Annotated in this window: 17 protein-coding genes and 1 tRNA gene; 4 read left to right on the forward strand and 14 right to left on the reverse strand. The window is 70.6% G+C overall.

Annotation, left to right across the window (positions count from 1 at the left end; genetic code table 11):
- Positions 1–114: 114 nt before the first annotated feature.
- Positions 115–188, reverse strand: a tRNA-Pro gene (locus ACZ4VW_RS21480).
- Positions 189–315: 127 nt separating this feature from the next.
- On the opposite strand from ACZ4VW_RS21480, the gene ACZ4VW_RS21485 reads away from it, so the two are divergent.
- Together ACZ4VW_RS21485 and ACZ4VW_RS21490 are read left to right on the forward strand one after the other, a co-directional pair.
- A complete protein-coding gene (locus ACZ4VW_RS21485; RefSeq protein WP_467964680.1) occupies positions 316–1,002 on the forward strand; it encodes a transketolase in 687 nt (228 codons plus the stop codon).
- Positions 1,003–1,040: 38 nt separating this feature from the next.
- Entirely contained in the window at positions 1,041–1,934 is an 894-nt protein-coding gene (locus tag ACZ4VW_RS21490; protein WP_467964682.1) for a transketolase family protein, read from the forward strand.
- Positions 1,935–1,938: 4 nt separating this feature from the next.
- On the opposite strand, the gene ACZ4VW_RS21495 is transcribed toward ACZ4VW_RS21490, so the two are convergent.
- Positions 1,939–2,307, reverse strand: a complete 369-nt coding sequence (locus ACZ4VW_RS21495; RefSeq protein WP_467964684.1) for an MmcQ/YjbR family DNA-binding protein — start codon at positions 2,305–2,307, stop codon at positions 1,939–1,941.
- Between the two features lie 550 nt (positions 2,308–2,857).
- Between ACZ4VW_RS21495 and ACZ4VW_RS21500 the strand changes: the two genes are divergently transcribed.
- Complete coding sequence (locus tag ACZ4VW_RS21500) at positions 2,858–4,057, forward strand: acyl-CoA dehydrogenase family protein (RefSeq protein WP_467964686.1); 1,200 nt, start codon at positions 2,858–2,860, stop codon at positions 4,055–4,057.
- Between the two features lie 87 nt (positions 4,058–4,144).
- On the opposite strand, the gene ACZ4VW_RS21505 is transcribed toward ACZ4VW_RS21500, so the two are convergent.
- Genes ACZ4VW_RS21505 through ACZ4VW_RS21525 form a run of 5 tightly spaced genes read right to left on the reverse strand, consistent with a single transcriptional unit; the run spans position 4,145 to position 8,038 of the window.
- On the reverse strand, positions 4,145–4,714 hold the full coding sequence (locus ACZ4VW_RS21505) for a GAF domain-containing protein (protein ID WP_467964688.1): 570 nt from the start codon (positions 4,712–4,714) through the stop codon (positions 4,145–4,147).
- Complete coding sequence (locus ACZ4VW_RS21510; protein WP_385139232.1) at positions 4,711–5,334, reverse strand: GTP-binding protein; 624 nt, start codon at positions 5,332–5,334, stop codon at positions 4,711–4,713. Before ACZ4VW_RS21510 ends, ACZ4VW_RS21505 begins: the two co-directional genes overlap by 4 nt.
- Positions 5,312–5,683, reverse strand: coding sequence for a DUF742 domain-containing protein (locus ACZ4VW_RS21515; protein WP_355115101.1), 372 nt, complete (start codon positions 5,681–5,683; stop codon positions 5,312–5,314). Before ACZ4VW_RS21515 ends, ACZ4VW_RS21510 begins: the two co-directional genes overlap by 23 nt.
- Before the next feature lie 2 nt (positions 5,684–5,685).
- On the reverse strand, positions 5,686–6,120 hold the full coding sequence (locus tag ACZ4VW_RS21520) for a roadblock/LC7 domain-containing protein (protein WP_467964692.1): 435 nt from the start codon (positions 6,118–6,120) through the stop codon (positions 5,686–5,688).
- A 7-nt stretch (positions 6,121–6,127) separates the two neighbouring features.
- Positions 6,128–8,038, reverse strand: coding sequence for a sensor histidine kinase (locus tag ACZ4VW_RS21525; RefSeq protein ID WP_467964694.1), 1,911 nt, complete (start codon positions 8,036–8,038; stop codon positions 6,128–6,130).
- A gap of 579 nt (positions 8,039–8,617) precedes the next feature.
- On the opposite strand from ACZ4VW_RS21525, the gene ACZ4VW_RS21530 reads away from it, so the two are divergent.
- Positions 8,618–9,943 carry a flavin-containing monooxygenase gene (locus ACZ4VW_RS21530; RefSeq protein ID WP_467964696.1) on the forward strand — a complete coding sequence of 442 codons (1,326 nt, stop codon included), beginning with the start codon at positions 8,618–8,620 and terminating at the stop codon, positions 9,941–9,943.
- Between the two features lie 39 nt (positions 9,944–9,982).
- Here the strand turns inward: ACZ4VW_RS21530 and ACZ4VW_RS21535 are convergent, their stop codons facing one another.
- The 7 genes from ACZ4VW_RS21535 to ACZ4VW_RS21565 all read right to left on the reverse strand — a co-directional run bounded on the left by ACZ4VW_RS21535 (position 9,983) and on the right by ACZ4VW_RS21565 (position 16,293).
- Complete coding sequence (locus ACZ4VW_RS21535) at positions 9,983–11,260, reverse strand: tryptophan dimethylallyltransferase family protein (protein ID WP_467964698.1); 1,278 nt, start codon at positions 11,258–11,260, stop codon at positions 9,983–9,985.
- 103 nt (positions 11,261–11,363) lie between these two features.
- Positions 11,364–12,713: a cytochrome P450 gene (locus ACZ4VW_RS21540; RefSeq protein ID WP_467964700.1), complete on the reverse strand. Its 1,350-nt coding sequence runs from the start codon at positions 12,711–12,713 to the stop codon at positions 11,364–11,366.
- An 8-nt stretch (positions 12,714–12,721) separates the two neighbouring features.
- Positions 12,722–13,315, reverse strand: a complete 594-nt coding sequence (locus ACZ4VW_RS21545) for a GTP-binding protein (RefSeq protein WP_467964702.1) — start codon at positions 13,313–13,315, stop codon at positions 12,722–12,724.
- A complete protein-coding gene (locus tag ACZ4VW_RS21550; protein ID WP_467964704.1) occupies positions 13,290–13,667 on the reverse strand; it encodes a DUF742 domain-containing protein in 378 nt (125 codons plus the stop codon). Before ACZ4VW_RS21550 ends, ACZ4VW_RS21545 begins: the two co-directional genes overlap by 26 nt.
- On the reverse strand, positions 13,664–14,065 hold the full coding sequence (locus tag ACZ4VW_RS21555) for a roadblock/LC7 domain-containing protein (protein ID WP_355115089.1): 402 nt from the start codon (positions 14,063–14,065) through the stop codon (positions 13,664–13,666). The genes ACZ4VW_RS21550 and ACZ4VW_RS21555 overlap by 4 nt, the downstream gene beginning before the upstream one ends.
- A complete protein-coding gene (locus ACZ4VW_RS21560; RefSeq protein WP_467964706.1) occupies positions 14,062–15,228 on the reverse strand; it encodes an ATP-binding protein in 1,167 nt (388 codons plus the stop codon). Before ACZ4VW_RS21560 ends, ACZ4VW_RS21555 begins: the two co-directional genes overlap by 4 nt.
- A gap of 552 nt (positions 15,229–15,780) precedes the next feature.
- Positions 15,781–16,293 (reverse strand): hypothetical protein, encoded by a 513-nt coding sequence (locus tag ACZ4VW_RS21565; RefSeq protein ID WP_467964708.1) that lies wholly within the window; start codon positions 16,291–16,293, stop codon positions 15,781–15,783.
- Between the last annotated feature and the right edge of the window lie 74 nt (positions 16,294–16,367).

The following is a 16,367-nucleotide window of genomic DNA, read 5'->3' on the forward strand; positions in this document are numbered from 1 at the left end:
GCTCTGAGCCACACCCTCGCGACTGGCGCGGCCGCGACCACCACACCCCTCGAACGCACCAAAGGCCGCCCTCTCATCATGAGAGAACGGCCTCCGACCTGCGTTTCCGCACAGTCGGGACGACAGGATTTGAACCTGCGACCCCTTGACCCCCAGTCAAGTGCGCTACCAAGCTGCGCCACGTCCCGGCACCCGTCTGACCTGGGGGTTTCCCCTGGCCGAACGTGCATGAGAACAATACCGCACTTCCCCGGGTGATCACGAACGGCTTTCCCGCTTGACCTCGACCTCGCTTGAGGTTGCACGGTGAGTGGCATGACGAACACGGACATCGACCGGCTCCACGGCCTGATGGCGCTGATGACCGGCGACGAGAAGCACTCGCCCGCCGCCACCTCCACCCTCGACGCCCTCTGGGTGCTCTACGACCGCGTGCTGCGGGTGGCGCCCGATACGGTCGGGGACCCCGGGCGGGACCGGTTCCTGCTGTCGAAGGGGCACGGACCCATGGCCTACTACGCGGTCCTCGCCGACAAGGGCTTCTTCGCCGAGGAGCTGCTGACCGGCTTCGGCTCGTACGACTCGCCGCTCGGGCACCATCCCGACCGGACGCTCGTGCCCGGCGCCGAGATCGGGAGCGGGTCCCTGGGTCACGGGCTGCCGCTGGCCGTGGGGAGCGCGCTCGGGCTGCGCGCCCAGGGGCTGACCGAGCCGCGGGTGTGGGTCCTCATCGGGGACGCCGAGCTGGACGAGGGCAGCAATCACGAGGCCATCGCCTACGCGGGCCCCGCCGGTCTCGAGCAGCTGCACACGCTGGTGATCGACAACGGATCCGCGACATACGGCTGGCCCGGCGGGATCGCCTCCCGTTTCGAGGCCGCCGGATGGTCCGCCGAGACCGTCGACGGACGGGATCACGACGCGCTGTACGCCGCCTTCACCGCCCCGCACCCGGGCCGGCCGCGCGCCGTCGTCGCCCGCGTCGAGCCCAAGAACGCCTGATCAGAGCCGTCTGCCCGACCCATGAGGAGTGCCCCGCGATGGACACCATGCGTGACCGCTTCATCTCGACCACCAGCCGCCTGCTCGACGAGGATCCCCGCCTCGCGCTCGTCCTCGCCGAGATCAGCAGGGACGGATTCCAGGAGGCCGAGCGGCGCCACCCGGACCGCGTGATCAACGTCGGCATCCGGGAGCAGCTACTGATCGGTGCGGGCGGCGGGCTGGCGCTGACGGGGCTGCGACCGGTCATGCACACCTTCGCGAGCTTCCTGGTCGAGCGCCCCTTCGAGCAGCTCAAGCTGGACTTCGGACATCAGGGGGTGACGGGCGTCCTGGTGAGCGCCGGGGCGTCGTACGACTGGCCGGCCGGCGGTTTCACGCACATGTCGCCCGGCGACGTGGCGCTGCTCGACACCCTCGACGGCTGGACGATCCACGTCCCCGGCCACCCGGACGAGGCCGAGGCCCTGCTGCGGCAGGCCGTCGCGGGAGACGATCTCGTCTACGTACGGCTCTCGCTCCAGTCCAACGCTTCGCCCCGCCCGGTCTCGCCCGGCTTCCACACCGTGCGCGAGGGACGGTCGGGCGTCGTCGTCGCGGTCGGGCCCCTGCTGGACAACGTTCTGGCGGCCACCGAAGGGCTCGACGTGACGGTGCTGTACGCCACCACGATCCGCCCCTTCGACGCGGCGGGCCTGCGCAGGGCGGCGGCCGCGGCACGCCCGGACGTCGTCCTGGTCGAGCCCTACCTCGCCGGTACGTCGACGGCGGCGGCCAACGACGCCCTCGCCGATGTCCCCCACCGCGTCCGCGGTCTCGGGGTCTCCCGCCGGGAGCTGCGCACATACGGCAGCGTCGACGAGCACCTGGCGGGCCAGGGGCTCGACCCGGCCGGACTGCGGAAGCGCGTCACGACGTTCCTCGGCCGGTGACCGCTCACGTCTCCTCCGCGGGCCCCGACCGCGGGTACTGCTCCTGGAGCCTGCGCGGAGCCACCTGACGCCAGGAGTCGGCGAGGATCGCACGCAGCTCCTCCTCGTCGTCAAGGGCGCCGATCCGGACGCGTACCCAGGCATAGCCGTCGTCGTGCCCCTCCCGCACGAAGAACTTGGCGGGCTCGGCGGCGATGAGTTCCGCACGCTCCTCCTTGGGGCATTTCACCCCTATCGCCTGGTCGTCGTCGTGTAGCGAGGCGAAGATCTTCCCGCCGGGGCCGGCACGGAAGGTGGGCATGCCCCAGGCGAGCTTCTCGACCGCCCCGGGCAGGGAGAGCGCGATTCTGCGTACGTCGTCGGCGGTGGCCATACCTCGACCGTACGGCCCGCCACCGACACCGACCGCCCCGTCGGCGTATCGAGGGGGCGCACGCGCCGGAGCGCACGCCGGTTACTCCTCGTGACACACCCCGGCGCCTCCACGTACTCCCGCACGCCCCATGCCGCCCTCCGCTCCGAGGCTTCGAGCGCGCGCCACCCCCGTGGTTACGGCGCCCCCCGGCCCTCCGCGGGCTCGGCGATTCTTCCGGCATGACGCATCTCTGGGGAAGAGGGGGCGTATGTGGCGACCCGGCGCCCCTCGCTGCCATATGCCTGACAATTGTTTGCCGTTGGCATGTGGCAGAAAGAAGCCCACGGGGAATGCCCTGAGGGCCCGCTCGAACAGGCTAACTCCCCACCAAACACAGTCAGATTGAAACGTCAACCGCCTGTGTTTCGGACAAACTCCGTGGCGATATTGATCCGCCTCAGAAAGATCAACACCATGGAGTGTCGGCCTGTTCGGGACGGGGCCACTGCCGATGCACCACCTGCTCGAACAACCGAACGAGCAGGCGTTTCGCAGGGGAGGGACTCGTATGGACGGCTACTTCAGCAGCCGACTTCATCATCAGCTCAGGGAAACGGTCAGGAACTTCGCGGAGAGTGAGGTCCGGCCACACATAGCCGAGATGGAAGCCTCCCGCTCGGTGCACCACGAACTGTCCCGGCGGATCTGCGAGCAGGGCTGGCTGGGCGCCACAATCAGCCAGGAGTACGGCGGCATGGGCGCCGGGCATCTGGCCAAAACCATCATCATCGAGGAGCTCTCCCGGGTCAGCGGCGCGATGGGCGCCATGGTCCAGGCCTCGCAGCTCGGCACCGCCAAGATCGTGCACTTCGGCAGCGACGAGCAGCGCAAGACGTGGCTTCCCGCCATCGCCGCGGGCGAGTGCCTGCCGACCATCGCGGTCACCGAACCGGAGTCGGGCGGGCACGTCCTCGGCATGACCGCCGACGCGGTCCGCGACGGCGACGACTACATCCTCAACGGCAGCAAGGTCTTCGTCGGCAACAGCCACGTGGGCGATCTGCACGGTGTCGTCGTACGGACCGGCCCCGGGTCGAAGGGCCTCACGGCCTTCCTCGTGGAGTCCGACCGCCCGGGCTTCCGGCTCGGCCCCCAGCAGCCGGCCATGGGGCTGCACGGCTTCAGCTTCGGCGAGCTCATCTTCGAGAACTGCCGCGTCCCGGCGTCCAACCGGCTCGGTGACGAGGGCGACGGTCTGTCCGTCGCGTACTCCTCGAGCGTGCTGTACGGCCGGGCCAACCTCACCGCCGTCTCGCTCGGCATCCACCAGGCGATCCTGGAGGAGACGACCCGCTTCTGCGCGGAGCGCCACCGCTACGGCAAGCCGCTGCACCACCTGCCGACGGTCAAGCTGAAGCTGGGGCAGATGCAGTCCCGGTTGATGACGGCGCGGCTCGCCGCGTACCACGCGGTGCATCTGCTCGACCAGGGCATGTCCTGCGACGCCGAGCTCATGAACGCCAAGCTGGTCAACGTGGAGTCGGCGATCGACTCCGGTCGCAACGCCATGGAGATCCACGCGGCCGCCGGTCTCTTCACGGACCGTCCGATCGAGCGCTACCTCCGCGACGCGCACCACATCTTCGCCCCGGCGGGCACCTCCGACATCCAGCTGCTGCGGCTGGCCGAGGTCGCTCTCGGCCAGGACAAGGGCAGTTGGTCGGAGAAGCTTTCGGACCTGGTCAAGCTGGAGCCCGTCCACGCCTGACACGGTCCCGGCGGAACGCGGAGACACACACGACAGACACAGAAGCGCCCCGGTCGGCCGTGCAGCCGTCCCGGGGCGTCCCGTGCGTCAGATCAGTCCTTCCTCGCGGCGGTGGATCTGCTCCACCAGCTCCGCCGCGAGCGTCTTGATCGTCTCCAGCCCGGCCCGCCCCCACGGTCGTACATCGGTGTCGACGACACAGATCGTCCCCAGCGCTATGCCCGTCCGGTCGATCAGCGGCGCGCCCATGTAGGAACGGATGCCGATCTCGTCCACCACCGGGTTCCCCGCGAACCGCGGGTAGTCACAGACGTCCTCCAGGACGAGCGCCTTGCGGCGCACCACCACGTGCGGGCAGTAGCCGTGGTCACGGGCCATGAAGCGGCCGACGTTCGCGCCCGCCGCCGCCGCGCCCAGGTCGCTGCCGGAGTGCGTGCCGGCCGGGGTGTGCAGCCCGGCGAAGAACTGGCGGTTCTCGTCGATGAAGTTGACCATCGAGTACGGGGCGCCGGTCACCTCCGCCAGCCGGTGGGCGAACTCGTCGAACGCCGCCTCCGGCCGCTCCCCGATCCCCAGTTCCCGCAGGCGCCGCACACGGGCGGGCGCCTCCCGGTCGACGGGGGTCAGCAGCAGATGACCGGTCGGGTCGTAGGTCATGACGGTGCTCCGTAGCTCGGCACGGCGGCCGGGATGGTGGTGAGCAGATGCTGGACGAGGGTGAGGAGGGTGCGGATGCCGGCGCTGGAGATCCGGGCGTCGCACAGCACGACCGGCACCTCGGGCTTGAGGTCGAGCGCGGCCCGTACCTCGTCCGGCTCATAGCGGTACGCACCGTCGAACTCGTTGACCGCCACGACGAATCCTATGCCGCGCCGTTCGAAGAAGTCGACGGCGGAGAAGCAGTCCTGGAGGCGCCGGGTGTCGGCGAGGACGACCGCGCCGAGGGCGCCCTCGGAGAGCTCGTCCCACATGAACCAGAAGCGCTCCTGGCCCGGGGTCCCGAACAGGTACAGGACGTTCCGGTCGTCGAGCGTGATGCGCCCGAAGTCCATCGCGACCGTCGTCGTCGTCTTGGACTCCACGCCCTCCAGACTGTCGGTGGCCGCGCTGACCTGGGTCAGCAGCTCTTCGGTGCTCAGCGGTTCGATCTCGCTGACCGCGCCCACGAAGGTCGTCTTGCCCACGCCGAAGCCGCCCGCCACCAGGATCTTGAGCGCGGTGGGGAACGGGTCGGTCGCGAAACTCTCGTGGCGCTCAGAGCCGTTGTCGTAGGCCATCGAGCACTGCCTCCAGCAAGGAACGGTCGGTTGGGTTGGCATGGAAGCGGGGCGCCCGGGCGGTCAGCGCCCCGCAGTCCACGAGGTCGGAGAGCAGAACCTTGGTGACGACCGCCGGGAGCCGTAAGTGCGCCGCGATCTCCGCCACCGAGGTGGGTCCGTCGCACAGCCCGAGGGCCAGGCTGTGCTCCGGACCCATGTGGGGCTGCGGTGAGGAGCCGGTCGCCATCACCATGGAGAGGAGGTCCAGCGCGGTGGTGGGCTGGGTCCGGCCGCCGCTCACGGTGTAGGGGCGGATCAGCCGCCCGGCCGCGTCGTCGAGCCAGGGCCCCTCCTGAGGGGACGTCACGCTCACTGCCCTGTGCTGCCCGCCGCGCCCGCCGCTTGTCTCGCGGGCGTGATCAGATACGGCCGGACGCTCTTGACGAGCATCGCCATCTCGTAACCGAGAACGGCGGCGTCCGCCTCGCGCCCGGCGAGGACGGCCAGGCAGGTGCCCGATCCCGCGGTGGAGACGAACAGCAGGGTGGAGTCGAGCTCGACGACCACCTGCCGCACCTCACCGCCGTCGCCGAACCGCGCGCCGGCGCTGCGGCCGAGCGAGTACAGCCCGGAGGCCAGCGCGGCCATGTGGTCGGCCGCGTCGGTGTCGAGGCCGTGGACCGACTTGACCAGGCCGTCGGAGGAGAGCAGAACCGCGTTGCGGGTGTACGGGACCCGCTGGACCAGACCGCTCAGCAGCCAGTCGAGATCCGAGGAATGGCCGTTCGGCGCATTGCTCGCCATGGTGCATCTACTCCTTGTGCGCGTCACCGGGACGCAGCGGTTCATGGGGGGACGGCTGGGATTCGGCGAGTCCGATGCCGCGCTGGAACGCGGCCATGAGACCCGGGTCGTGCAGAGCGTGCTCCTCGGCCCGGCGGGCCACGGGCTCGTCGCGCAGCTGCGGGACGAGGTGCTCCTGGGCCCGTCGCTTGGGGAGGAGGGGGCGGCCCGGAGCCTCGGGGCGGGGGGCCTGGGGGGTGTTGCCTGGGCGGGCACGCTCAGCGTGCTCTCCCCGTACGGGGAGGGGCGCCTCGTACGCGGGTCCGCCCGGAGCGGGTGTCCCCGCCTCGGCCGACTGGAGCGGGAGGGCGGGTGCCGAGGTGGTGTACGTCAGCGGCCGGTGCTGCGGTGCGGCAGCGGGCTCCGGCGCGTGGGCCGGCGGCCGTACGGGAGGGTGCGCGGACGCGTGGGCGGGCGCGGGCGCCTGCGCCGGTACGGGGGCGGGGACCGGCGCGGGCGCCCCGGTGGAGTGCGTCCCGGGGGTAAGCGTCCCGGGAGCCTGGGCCGGGCGCCCCTGGGCCGCGGGGCCCGCGTGGACCGCCGGAGGCGCCGCCTGCTGAGACACCTGCGGCGCCGGGGCCGCCTGGCCCGCGGCTGCGGCTCCCGCCTGACCCTGGCTGCGCGCGAGCCCTTCCGGGTCGGCGCCGAGGAGTCCCTGCGGCAGCACGAGCACGGCCTGGACACCGCCGTAGATGTTCGACTGGAGGCGTACCGCGATGCCGTGGCGCCGGGCGAGCGCGGAGACCACGAAGAGGCCGATGCGGCCGTCCTGGAGCAGATGGGCGACGTTGACCTGATCGGGGTCGGCGAGCAGGGCGTTCATCTTGTTCTGCTCGGTGACCGGCATGCCCAGGCCGCGGTCCTCGACCTCGATGGCGAGGCCGGCCGTGACGTACTGGGCGCGCAGCAGCACCGTGGTGTGCGGAGCGGAGAACAGCGTCGCGTTCTCGACCAGTTCGGCGAGGAGGTGGATGACGTCGGCCACGGCATGGCCCCGCAGCGTACCGTCGATCGGCGGGACGAGCTTCACGCGTGGGTACTGCTCGACCTCGGCAATGGAGGAGCGCAGCACCTCGGTCATCGTGACGGGGTTCGACCACTGACGGCGGGAGATGGCGCCGCCCAGGACCGCGAGGTTCTCCGCGTGGCGGCGGATGCGGGTCGCCAGGTGGTCGACGTGGAACAGGCCCTTGAGCAGCTCGGGGTCCTCGACCTCGTTCTCCAGCTCGTCCAGGAGCTGGATCTCGCGGTGCACGAGGGACTGGAGACGGCGGGCGAGGTTGACGAAGACCTCGACCTTCTGCTCGTTGCCGACGCTGCTGGAGAGCCGGGACGCCTGCACCACGGCGGCCACGGCGGCCTCGTGGGAGCGGTTCAGCTCCTGTGCGAGCAGGTCGAACTCGTCGCCGGACGCACCGGCCGGCGGGGTGACCTGGCGGGCCGGGACGCCTTCGCCGCGGCGCAGCTGCTCGACGACCGTCCGCAGTTCGCTCTGACCGCGGGCGCTGGAGCGGCGCAGGGCGTTGCAGCGGTCGAGCACGGACTTGGCCGCCCGGTCGGCGCCGAGCGCGGCCGCGGTCACGGAGGCGACCGTGAGGGCGGCGGCGCCCGTGAGCGCCGCCCAGAGTCCGGGTGAGGGGCTGGCTCCGGTGGAGCGGATGGTGAAGAGGACGGCGGCCGCGCCGCCGAGTGCCACGGCGATCGCCGGAAGCACGGAGGTACGCAGGAGTAGGGGGCGTATGCGCGTTTCCGGCAGGAGCGGCGCGGGATTCTGCGCGGGGGTGGAAGTCCCCGCGGGAACGGGACGGGCGCCTGACCGGCCGTGCCGCCCGCCCTCACGGCGTTCGGACCGCCCGGCGGGTGCGCGAAGTTGAGACATGAGTGTCCTTGGTACGTGCCCAGGAATCGGCGTACTACGGGAGTGTCCTACGTGGGTCTGATGAGCCTACCGATGATCACCAACCACACACTGTAGTCGTCAACCGTTCATGTGCGGTGCGCAGTTGGCAAACTTACCCGGAGAGCGCCCGACTCTGGTATCACCCTTCGCACGACCGGCCGAGAACGCATGGCCGAAACCCGGTGGGGCCGTGTGGGCCCACCGGAGCGGAAGAGGATCGAGGCACGTACACGCCTCCGCCTGCCACGGAATCGGCCCCTGACCGGAATCAGCCGGCGCGGCCCCGCGCGAGGAGGTGCGCGCTCCGCCGCGAGCGCCGCGGGCCGTTCGCGTACGCCTCTTTCCAGCCACCTTTTCGGCTTTCGAATTCGCGTTCGCGGGTGCTGCGTTCGCCCCGGCGTCCGGACCGCCGGTGTGACTGTCCGTACGACCGGAACCACGCCACCCACCTGCGAAAGCCGATCGGTATCGTGAGGCTCCCGGTGCGCCGGGACCGCCGCGACATCCGTTGCGGGCGACGCCCGGCGCGAGGACGGATGGTGTTCTGTGGAGGCTTCCTTGGACGGGTCACGTGACGTTCCCCCCGCCGCGACCGTGTGCGTCATCGGTGCGGGTCTGTCGGGGCTGGCGAGCGCCCACGCGCTCGCGGTCAGGGGAATCGACTACGTCTGCCTGGAGAAGTCACCGGATGTCGGCGGGATCTGGCGCCGGCCGGGAGCGGGCGAGCGGGGGCCGGCCTATCGGTCGCTGCATCTGAACACCGCCAAGCAGCTCACCGGTTACGCCGACTTCCCGATGCCGGACGAACTGCCTCTCTACCCCCGCCACAGCGATGTCGCCGCCTATCTGCGCTCCTTCGCCGAGTGGGCCGGACTGCTGCCGCACATCGAACTGCGCACGGAGGTGCTCTCCGTACGGCAGGGTGGCGACGGCAGCTGGACGGTGGTCAGCCGGGACGTGCACGGGGTGGAGAGGGAGCGGCGCTTCGCGCAGGTGATCGTCGCCTCGGGCCACAACACGGAGGCGGCGCTGCCCGATCCGCTCCCCGCCGGTGCCGAGTCCTTTGCCGGAAGGATTCTTCATTCGATGGACTTCCAGGACGGCAGCGACTTCGCCGGGCAGCGGGTCGTCGTGGTGGGGATGGGGGCGTCGGGCGTGGACATCGCCGTGGATCTCTCCCGGCACGCCGCGCGCACCGTGCTCTCCGTCCGCCGGGGACTGCACGTCGTCCCCAAGCAGCTCTTCGGCACGTCCGTCGACCTGATCGCCGACGCGCCGTGGTGGAACGAGATGTCCTTCGCCGAGCAGCGCAGCTTCGTCGAACAGGCGCTGCTCGTGGCCCGGGGACGGCTGTCGGACTACGGCCTCCCCGAGCCCGACCACCCCGTCTTCTCCTCGGCGGTGACCATCTCGGACGAGATCCTCAGCCGCATACGGCACGGCGGGGTGGTCCCGAGGCCCGCGATCGCCGCCCTGGACGGCGGCACGGTGTCCTTCACCGACGGGACCTCCGAGGAGGCGGACGCCATCGTCTTCTGCACCGGGTTCCGCATGGCCTTCCCCTTCCTGCCCGCCGGGTGTCCGGCGGGGCAGGGGGCGGTCGAGCTGTACAGACGTGTGGTCGCGGCCGACCGGCCCGGGCTGTACTTCGTCGGTCTCATCCGTCCCGTGGGCTCGATCACGCGTCTGGTGGAAGCGCAGGCGCGGTGGGTGGCGCGGATCGTCGACGGCGACGTCGCCCTGCCGTCGGCGGACGCCATGCGCGAGGAGATCAGCGCGTACCTGAGCCGTGTCGAGGAGCGCTACGGGCGGACCGAGGGTGCCTCCATCCAGGTGGATGTCGGCCCGTACCTCCGCGAGTTGCGGGAGTTGCAGGACGCGTAGGGCCTGCCTTCGGATCTCGCCCCGGGAGGCGCGTGAGCCTCAGTGGACGGCTTCCGGCCGAGGGGCCGGCGTGGCCACCGTGACCGACGGGGCCACGGTGACCGACGGGGCCACGGTGACCGGCGGCCTCACCTCGTAGGCCTCCGAGGAGATGTACACGTTCATCCGCGGTGGCCGGCCCCTCTGCTGGACGAGTCCCAGGTACGCGATGAGCCCCACGCCGTCCTGGAGCCGACGTGAGGTGACGGCGGACAGGGCCCGGACGAGCGGGGCCGGGTCCATGCCGTGGCGGCGGAGCAGGGCCGTCGCCCGGTCGAGGGCCTCCCCGTCGTGGCGGGCGTAGTCGCGGACCGGGATGTGCAGGGTGAACCCGCTGGGCAGACCGGTCCCGCTCTCGGTGAAGGCATGGCAGCTCAGGCCGGGACGGCGGTCGAGCGGTACGTCCTCGTCGAAGCCGTCGGTGTCGAACGCCTCCGCGCCGAGGCCGAGGTCGTGCCCGGCCGCCGTGCGAAAGAACCGCTTGATCTCCGTCCGCCCCCGGCCGCCGCCCAGGCGGGTCAGACCGGCCGCCGCCGCTGCCGACAGATCCTGGTGCGCGAGATAGACCTTCGCCCGGGGTTCTTCCCAGTCCCCCAGGTCCAGGGCGAAGAACAGAGGGCGGTCGCCCTCGGGCAGCGCCGCGAACGCCTGGCGGTGGCCGAGCCGGCGCAGTGCCTCACGCACCGTGGCGGCGGAACGTTCCTGCCCGGACGCCGCGGGGTTCAGGTACACCTTGGCCCTGGGGACCCCGCCGGGCAGCAGCTCCAGCGCGCACCAGAGAGCCAGCGGCCCCTCGGGCTCGGGAGGGAAGAACAGGTCCTCGAGCTCGTCCAGCCGCTCGGTGCCGAACCCCCATCGCCCCGCCATCTCGCGCACGACCCGGAGCCCGACGCGCCCGTTCTCCGCCAGGCCGCCCGCGCCGTAACCGGGCTCCAGCAGCACCCGCAGCGTCGGGACCGCCTGCGGGACGAAGGCGAGCGAGAACTCCACCGGTGTGTGATCGTCGGAGAGGAAGGTCTCCTCGGGCGGCACATCGAGCGGCCGCTCGGCGGCGGGGCCCAGCACGGTGAGCAGCGTCTGCGCGTACTCGGCGGAGTCGGCCCCGTTCAGCCCCACGGCCTCGCACAGCCGCAGGACCTGTCTCGCCGCGTGACCGCCGAGTGTCTCCGTACGTCGGCTGAGCGCCCAAGAAGATACCCGCCCGGATGGGCGGGTATCGAGGGAGCCGAGCCCGATGGGAGCATGAATGAAACCGGCATCCGTGGATATGTGCTCCACGGCACCTCCTTCGCCTCGTAAGCACGCCAGAACAACGCGATGCTCACTACCCCCGTGGCTGATCAATCATGCGAGGGTCGGGGGGCCGAGGGAGTTGCGTCCGTCACTTGGCCAGCCAGGTGAGGAACTGGCTCCACATTCCGCCGCGTTCACGCTTGCGGCCCGCTTCCGCCGCCTGCGCCGGCACGGACTCCTCGCTACGTGCCTGCGTACCGGTGCGGCGCACGGCCGCCACCGGGGTGAACCGGGCGGGCAGCGTGGCGAGACCTCGGTTGAACGGGCCCGGGCGCCAGACGAGGCTGTCCTCGGGTACGGACAGTTCGACATCGGGGAGCTGGTTGAGCAGGTTCTCGATGGCGGTGACGGTGATCTGCCGCGCGGGTTCCTTCGACGGGCACGCGTGCGGGCCCGCACTCCACGCCAGATGGGACCGGTTGCTGCCGGCCTGGCGTGCGGCCGAAAGCTTCGGCCCCGTGTTCGCGGCCGCGAAACTGACCAGCACGAGATCACCCGCCAGGAACTTCTGCCCGGCGAACTCCAGGTCGGAGGCGGGGTAGTGCGCCGCGTAGTTGGCCATGGGCGGGTTGTCCCAGAGGGTGTCGTCGAGCGCTTCGTCGATCAGACCGCCCCCGTCCGCGTACCGGTCGTGGGTGAGCAGCCGGTGCAGGGTGTTGCCGATGAGGTTGCCCAGCGGATCGGTGCCCGCACCCAGGAGCAGGGCCACCTGATGGACCATCTCCTCGTCGGTCAACTGAGCCTGATGCTGCATCAGCCACGAGGTGACGTCGTCGCCCGGCCTGGCCCGCTTGAGGGCGACCAGTTCGCCGACGGCCCCGAACAGGACCTCGACAGCCCGCTCGGCGTTGATGCCGTCGAACATGCCGGTGATGCCGAAGAGCACCCGGTCACCGATGTCGGCGGGACAGCCGAAGAGTTCGTTGAACACGAAGAGCGGCAGCTGCCTGGCGTAGTCACCGAGCAGATCGGCGGAGCCGCGTGCGCCGAACTGCGAGATGAGGTATTCGGAGACCTGGTCCGTGGTCCGGGTCAGTTTCCGCGCGTCGACGCGGGCCATGCTGTCCGTGATCGCCTGACGCAGGCGCAGGTGCTCGGCGCCGTCGCTGAACATGCTGTTCGGCCGGTACGCCAGCGCGGGCACGACCGGATTGTCCGGGCTGATCCGGCCCTCGTTGAGATCCCGCCAGCGGCGCGCGTCCTTGCGGAAGGAGCCGGAGTCCTGGAGGAGCTGCAGCGCGGTCGCGTAGTCGGTGACGAGGGTGGCCTCCACCCCCGGGGCGAGCTCCACGGGCGCGGTCGGACCGAAGTGACGCAGATAGGAGTAGTACGCCTGCGGGTCGGCCGCGAACTCCGGGCCGTACAGCGGTACCCGGGCGCCGTCGGCGTGGGCGGGGCACCCGGGCGGGGGCACGGGGGTGGGGGATTGAGCGTCCATGTCGGTTCCTAGTGAGCGCGGTCCAGCAGATGCCGGACAAGGGTGATCAGCGCGTCGGCGGACGACCGCTCGTCGCGCGCGTCGCAGGCGACGACCGGGGTGTCGTCGAGCAGGTCCAGCGCCTCGCGCAGCGCCCGTTCCTCCCGGTCCGCCGTGCCGTCGAAGCGGTTGACGGCGATCGCGTAGTCGAGTCCGTACTGCTCGATCAGGTCGATCACGGCGAAGGAGTCCGCCAGCCGCTCGGGGTCGACGAGGACCAGCGCGCCGAGGGCGCCGCGCGCCATGTCCTCCCACATCTGGACGAAGCGCTGCTGACCGGGCGTTCCGAACAGGTACAGCACGACGCGATCGCTGATGGTCAGCCGGCCGAAGTCCATGGCCACCGTGGTGGTGGTCTTGCCGCGGACACCCTTGAGGTCGTCGAACGACTCGCCGGCGGCCGTCATCGTCTCCTCGGTGGACAGCGGAGGGATCTCCGATATCGCACCGATGAAGGTCGTCTTGCCGACGGCGAAGTGGCCGACGACCAGGATCTTCACCGCGATCTGCGTCGCTCCGCCACGGACGTACGCCTGTTCACCCAAATTTGGTGCGTAGCCCATTCAGCACCTCCTCGAGGATGTCTCGGTCCGCGAGCTGGGCACGCTGCACGGGCGGACGGGTGATGAGGTAGCCGCCCTCGGTGAGCGCGGAGAGGAGGATCTTCACCACGCCCATCGGCAGGCGGGTGTGACCCGCGATCTCGGCGACCGAGAGATAGCCGGCCGTGCACAGGTCGAGCAGGCCCTGCTCCTCGGGCGAGAGCCGGGTCGGGCGCTGCTGGTGGTCGCCCGCCGCGGTGACCAGGGTGATCAGGGACAGCTGCTCCTCGTCGGGCAGGCCGCGTCCCTTGGTGATGACGTACGGGCGGACTAAGGCGGCGGCCTCGGACTCCAGTTCGTCGAAGCCGCTCATGAGCGGACGCCGAGGTTCTCGCGCGGCGGCGTCGTCAGGGCCTTGCCCAGCTGACCGACGAGCTGCTGCATCCGGAAGGTGATGTCCTGCATGTCGACGTCCGGCGAGGCCGAGACACCGAGGTAGGCGCCCTCGCCGGCGGAGATCAGGAAGACCCAGCCGCCGTCGAACTCGACCAGCGTCTGCCGCCACCGCAGGTGGCCACCGTCGACGAAGAACCCGAGCGAGCGGCTGAGGGACTGCACACCGCTCATCGCGGCGGCGACCGTGTCCGCGTTGTCCTTGTCGAAGTCCTTCGTCCGGGCCATCAGCAGACCGTCGGCGGAGACCAGGACCGCGTGCAGCGCCCCGGGTATCTCCAAGGCGCTGTCAAGCATCCATGACAGATCGTCGTTCACGAGATCTCATGCCCTTCGCTGCTCGCATCACGTGTGCTGCTCGTCTGATCCGCCGGGTCCGGGCGGGTGGCCCGCCCGGACTGCGTGCCTCGCTGGAAGGCGCCCATGATCGCCGCGGCTTCCGCGCCGGAGCGGTGCGGGGCGGGCGTGGCCGTGCCGCCGGGCACGATGGCCATCGGCCGCTTGCGGCGGCGCTGGGGCAGTCCGTCGGCGGTCGAGGCCGTGCTCACGGCGGGTTCGGGGCCGCCCGGGTCCGTGCCGGAGACGGCGGGGACGGGCGCCGCGGGGACCTTCTTCTCCGGCATGGCCGTGAGCAGGTCGTGCGGCAGGAGGAGAACCGCGCGGACGCCTCCGTACGGCGACGTGGAGTCCACGGACACCTCGAAGCCGAAGCGCTCGCAGAGCACGCCGATCACCGCGAAGCCGAACTGCGGGGGGCTGCCGAGCCCCGAGACGCCGGAGACCCGCTCGGTCGACAGGAGCTTCGTGGCCTTGGCCCTCTCCTCGTCGTTCATGCCGACACCGGCGTCGTCGACGACGATGCAGACACCCTTGGGCACGGTGCGGATGTTGATCTCGACCACGGTGTCCGGGCTGGAGTAGCTCGTGGCGTTGTCGAGCAGCTCGGCGAGGGCCAGCGCCACCGGCTCCACGGACCGGCTGGTGATGCCGAAGTCGACCTGCGAAAGGATCTCCACGCGCCGGTAGTGACGGATCCTGCCCTGCGCGCTGCGGACCACGTCGTAGATCGAGGCGACGTCACGCTGGCGACCCAGCCAGCCGTCGCACAGCACGGCGATGGACTGGGCGCGCCGTCCGAACTGGGAGTTCGTGTGGTCGATCTCCAGCAGGTCCTGGAGGATGACGGACTCGCCGTACTTGCTCTGCAGTCCGGAGATGACGGACTGCTGTTCGGCGGCGAGGCCCTGAAGTGTCCGCATGGCGGACTTCAGGACGGACTTCGTCGCGTCCTGCGCTCGCTCCTTCTCGGCCTCGACGGACTTCGAGAAGCCGTTCTCCAGCTCGGTGTAATGGGCTTTGGTCTCTTCGATCTCACGCCGTAGGGCCCGCGTCGCCTTGCGCTGGCGAACGATGACGGCGACCGCGCCGCAGACGGCGACGAGGAGGGCCCAGAGCACTGGGTTCTGTGCGTAATGCGTCATAAGACTCTCTTCAGGCGACTGACGGTCGGCTGCTGACATCCGTCCATGCGGGTGGACCGGCGGAACCGTCCGTACCGGGGGGGCACCGCCCGGATGGCCGTCGTGGTTGTCGATGCCCTCTTGCGCCATCCGCCGCCCCCGCAAGCGCGATGATCGTATCAGGGCACGAACAGGTGACCGAGCGTCAACGTCGGCACGCACGGAGGCCATTGGCGCGATTCGACCGGCCCGACGGGAGGCCGCCCAAGGAGGCGGACGCCGGGGTCAGGGCTGTACCGCACGCACTCACGGGTCGGGGTGCGGGGAGTCTCGAAGGCGCGCCCGGTGGCGCGAAGGCGACCCCGGGCCCGTGCGCCTGGTCACGTACGTGACCACGACGGTCGTACCTCGGCCGCGTCAACGCCTGACTCACCGGCCGACCCCACGCATGGACGTGCACCAGCGCTTTGGAAGCACTTTCGCCCCGCCGCGTGACGACGGGGCGAAGCGACCAGGCCCGAATCAACCAACAGCATCCGTGAGGAGAAGGGCGGCCCTCGGTGTGCCGCGGCTTTACCTCTCGGTGGGTGCGTTGTTGACCGCGAACATGTTGTGTCCGGCGCACGGGTGGTCAGCGAACCGTGAGGACGCCCCTCCGCCCAGGGTCACCTTGTCGCCCTCTCTCGCGAAGACCTTTCCGCGCCCGTCGTAGACGACGGCCTTGCCGTCCTCGACCCTGGACGTCCATCCGTGGCCCCAGTTGAGGGCAACGGTTCCTCCGTCGGTTTCCGACTTCACGGCTATGCAGTTCTTGTCCGTGACCACCAGCGTTCCCGGGAGGAGCGCTAGCAGGCCGGCCGTGGGGTCGTCCTTTCCACGCAGGATCATCCGGGGCGGCATCTCGGGGTTCTTGGCCGTGCCGGTCGTCTTCCCCTTGACGGGGGCCGTCTTCGGTGTCTGGTCCGCCGGAGGTTCGTCGGTGAGCAACCCGCAGCCGGTGACCCCCGCCAGCAGCAGGATTCCCGCCACGGCCGTTACGCCACGGTGCGCGGTCCTTCTCGTCCGCATGTCGAGCTGGTCTCTCATCGCATCCCGTCCGTTCGCCAGACGCACGACTGGTGTGCGCTCCCGAGTGGGACGGCCCTGCTGCCGCACGGGTT

Source organism: Streptomyces sp. NPDC029139 (assembly GCF_055564335.1).